Annotated in this window: 1 protein-coding gene, 3 pseudogenes and 1 other annotated feature; of the genes and pseudogenes, 3 read left to right on the top strand and 1 reads right to left on the bottom strand. The window is 41.7% G+C overall.

Annotated features, from left to right (window positions below; all coding sequences use genetic code 11):
• The 3 genes and pseudogenes from CF596_RS14190 to CF596_RS14175 all read left to right on the top strand — a co-directional run.
• Positions 1-483, top strand: a pseudogene (locus tag CF596_RS14190) (IS3 family transposase); the annotation flags it as partial.
• Positions 22-138 (top strand) — a sequence feature (AL1L pseudoknot). Its footprint overlaps the pseudogene before it by 117 nt.
• Before the next feature lie 513 nt (positions 484-996).
• Positions 997-2,238 carry a group II intron reverse transcriptase/maturase gene (gene ltrA / locus CF596_RS14180; RefSeq protein ID WP_096902847.1) on the top strand — a complete coding sequence of 414 codons (1,242 nt, stop codon included), beginning with the start codon at positions 997-999 and terminating at the stop codon, positions 2,236-2,238.
• A 79-nt stretch (positions 2,239-2,317) separates the two neighbouring features.
• Positions 2,318-2,803 (top strand): annotated as a pseudogene (locus CF596_RS14175) (IS3 family transposase); the annotation flags it as partial.
• Between the two features lie 394 nt (positions 2,804-3,197).
• Here the strand turns inward: CF596_RS14175 and CF596_RS14170 are convergent.
• A pseudogene (locus tag CF596_RS14170) lies at positions 3,198-3,764 on the bottom strand (IS256 family transposase); the annotation flags it as partial.
• Between the last annotated feature and the right edge of the window lie 73 nt (positions 3,765-3,837).

Below are 3,837 nucleotides of genomic sequence, written 5' to 3'. Positions count from 1 at the left end.
TGAAATTCTACGTAAAGCAGCCGCTTTTTTCGCCCAGGCGGAGCTCGACCGCCCACACAAATAATGGTGGATTTCATCCATAACAATAAAGGCTTATATGGTGTTGATGCGATTTGTAGGATTTTACCGATCGCAGCTTCAACCTATTACCGAACTTTAGATCTCGCTGACAATCCAGAACATCGAGCGAAACGAGATCTACATGATGATGAGCATCATGCTGAACAAATTCAACGAATTTGGAAAGAAAGTTTAGGTCGATATGGTGTGCGTAAGGTCTGGCAACAATTGAAACGTGAAGGTTATGTTATCGCACGTTGTACAGTTGCTCGATTGATGCAGAAGCTAGCTATACAAGGTGTTTGGCGTGGTAAGAATAAACAAACCACCCGTAACCGAGATGACCAAAAACGAGCAGATGATTTAGTGAAACGTAATTTTAATGCTGATCGAACTGACCAACTGTGGGTAAGTGACTTTAGTGTGCCGCAGCAAGCGGCGTAAGAGATGAGGGTATGGCCCCTCGCTATCGGCTTGCAGGAGCAGGTAGCAAACCACCATAAGCGGCTTGGATCAAAAGTCCCGGTCGTGAGCGTTATGGAAAAGGCATCGTAGAGATGTCAGGTAAGAATTAGGAAGGCGAACAACAGTGAACTGCCGTTCAAGTGTCGAAAGTACTCAAATGACATCAAAACCGGGGATGGAAGTTACCCCGCGATTAGTTTGGCCGTTACCTGCTTACGGGCCATTCGGTGTCCGGCGTAGAGGCAGCGCGATCCTAATTCAGGCTCTTACGTTGAACTGCGGGAACCTTCGGTGGCGATGTCAAGCGAAAGGCACAAGCTCAAAAGGCAAGGCTGATAATAGCAATGCGTCACCAAGGGGCGGAGCAACTCGTAGTAGTGTTGAAGTTACTGTAATGGTAATGGAGCGAAGGGGTTGCATTATCCAGGTCTACGGATTTGTCAACTGTGCAAGCAGGAGGAGCAAAACTTTATGACCAAACCATTTAACATTCCTAAAGCGTTAATCTGGGAGGCATTTAAAAAAGTCAAAGAGAATGGTGGCGCTCCAGGCGTTGATCATGAATCTATTGAGCAATTCGAAAAGCATTTAAAGAACAACCTATACAAACTATGGAATCGACTTTGTTCTGGCAGTTATTTTCCACCGCCAGTTAAGGCTGTTCCGATTCCAAAGAAGTCAGGTGGCGTGCGTATACTAGGTATTCCAACAGTTGCAGATCGAGTCGCGCAAACAGCAGTTAAGCTCTTATTAGAGCCGAAAATTGATCCATTATTTCATCCAAACTCATATGGATATCGTCCGGGGCGTTCTGCCCATGATGCAATTGCGATAGTGAGGAGACGAAGTTGGGATTATGACTGGGTTGTGGAATTTGATATCAAAGGTCTCTTTGATAACATCGACCATGATTTACTAATGCGTGCACTCAAGAAACACTGTGAAATTCCATGGATTCTTTTATATGTGCAACGTTGGTTAAAAGCACCAATGCAACACATAAATGGCCATCTTTTAGAAAGGAATCGCGGCACACCACAAGGTGGTGTTGTGAGTCCTTTATTGGCGAATTTATTTATGCATTATGCTTTTGATATGTGGATTACGAAACATCTTCAAAGTGTACGGTTCTGCCGTTATGCAGATGATGGCGTAATTCATTGCCGAAGTTTATCTCAAGCCAAACTTGTTTTACAAAAGATTGGTGCACGATTTCGTGAATGTGGACTCGAATTGCATCCAGATAAGACAAAGATTGTTTATTGCCAAGATGTGAATCGTCGCCAAGCATATCCAGATGTTCAATTTACTTTTCTCGGGTACACGTTTAGGCCCCGTAAGGCTGTGGACAAGTATAAAAGAGTTTATGTAAATTTCTCTCCTGCAGTCAGTCGTGATGCACTTAAAGCAATGCGACAGACTATTCGGAAATGGCATCTACATCTGATGTGTAATCGCGAATTAAGTGATTTATCTGCAATATTTAATCCAATTCTTCAAGGCTGGCAGCAATACTATGGTCGATTCCATGGTTCAGCAATGTCAGCGATCTGGCAACACATGAATGCTTATCTTATACGCTGGATGAGGCGTAAGTATAAAAACTTGGCCCGTCATAAAAGACGGGCTAGATATGCCTTAGGGCGACTTGCGCGTGATTTTCCAAATGCCTTTGTGCACTGGAAAATGGGATGTTTACCATCGGTTGGATAATGGGAGCCGGATGAGCTGAGAGGTTCATGTCCGGTTCTGCGAGGGGCTAAGGGTGAAATTCCCTTGGTCTACTCACCCGTATATTCAAACAAATTCAGGCTGGATCTATATCGCATTTATTATTGATGTGTTTTCACGAGCAATTGTTGGGTGGAAAGTATCAACACGTATGAATACAGATATGGTGCTTGATGCATTAGAGCAAGCATTGCACGATCGAGGCATGCCAAAGAATGTGATTCATCATTCCGACAGAGGTGTGCAATATTTTTCCATTCGCTATACCAATCGTTTAGAAGCAGCAAATTTACGAGCATCAGTCGGTACGACTGGTAATTCATACGATAATGCTCTGGCTGAAACGGTGAATGGCTTATACAAAACAGAGGTGATTGAATATCTAAAAGCAGATTGGCAAGGTTTAGCAGATGTACAACTTGCGACACTAAACTGGGTAGGTTGATTCAATAAAGAGCATGTACACAGTGCACTAGGTTATGTATCGCCTTTTGAGTTTGAAGCAATGTACTATGATAAAATTAATCCGTTAGGTCAGGTAGCCTAACTTAAATAAAAAGTCTCCGACAAACCCGGTACGGTTCACCCCGTAAAACTGTAGAGTTAACTAGAAAATCATAACGATTTAAATCTGTGTTGGAAAATCGCTATTTGATTCATTTAGACCCAAAGGTAGACAAACGTGACATAGCCTGAAAAATATATGTAAGTTATGACTATCATACTAACTTTTCAGAATATATCATTTCATTAACAGCAGTTTCTATGAAGAGATCAATAAGTATTTTGTTAAGTGAAGTTAAATTTTCAATATGATTGGCTTTGTTGCACAAAGATTTAAAAGACAGCACCTTCTTATCTGAACAGAACTCAAGTGACAACTTGGGTATGAGGACGACCTAATTCTGTGAGGGTGTAAATAATTCTGTGTAAATGTTGTTTTAAAAATACTTGGTTACACGTTCTTCAAACATGATACTAAAACGATTCATGGCAGCTTTCCAATTCTGAATGGGCATCGTCCATTTTTTGCTTGCTGCCATAATCGCTAAATATACCACTTTTTTCACAGAATCATCGGTTGGGAAGATTTTTCTTTTCTTGGTGGCATGGCGAATGACACTGTTCAAGGATTCAATTGCATTGGTGGTATAAATCGCCTTGCGAATGTCCATTAGATAGGCAAAGAACGTGTTGAGATTCGACCAGTTGACAAGCCATGATTTACTGATTTGAGGATATTTATCGTCCCACTTTTGACCAATTTTATCCAGGGCTTACAGGACTGCATCTTCGGTAACAGATTGATAAACTTTCTTTAAATCGGCAGTAACAGCTTTGTAGTCTTTCCAGCTCACATATTTCAAGCTATTGCGTACCATGTGGATAATACACAACTGGATATGAGTGTCAGGGTAAACTGTATTGATTGCATCAGGGATGCCTTTTAAGCCATCTACACACGCAATTAGAATGTCTTTCACACCACGATTCTTGAGTTCGGTTAATGTTAGCGGCAGTGTAAAAATGACCCCCTAATGGCATTTAAAAACTGACCCCCTTGGTTAATATAGCGGTCAT

The sequence above is a fragment of the Acinetobacter sp. YT-02 genome, from assembly GCF_002412355.1.
Taxonomy (GTDB): Bacteria; Pseudomonadota; Gammaproteobacteria; order Pseudomonadales; family Moraxellaceae; genus Acinetobacter; species Acinetobacter towneri.
This window is presented reverse-complemented; position numbering and strand designations above follow the sequence as displayed.

Bases quoted from the DNA above. Each gene is read 5' to 3' on its own strand.
- ltrA (WP_096902847.1), top strand. From the start codon at position 997: ATGACCAAACCATTTAACATTCCTAAAGCGTTAATCTGGGAGGCATTT.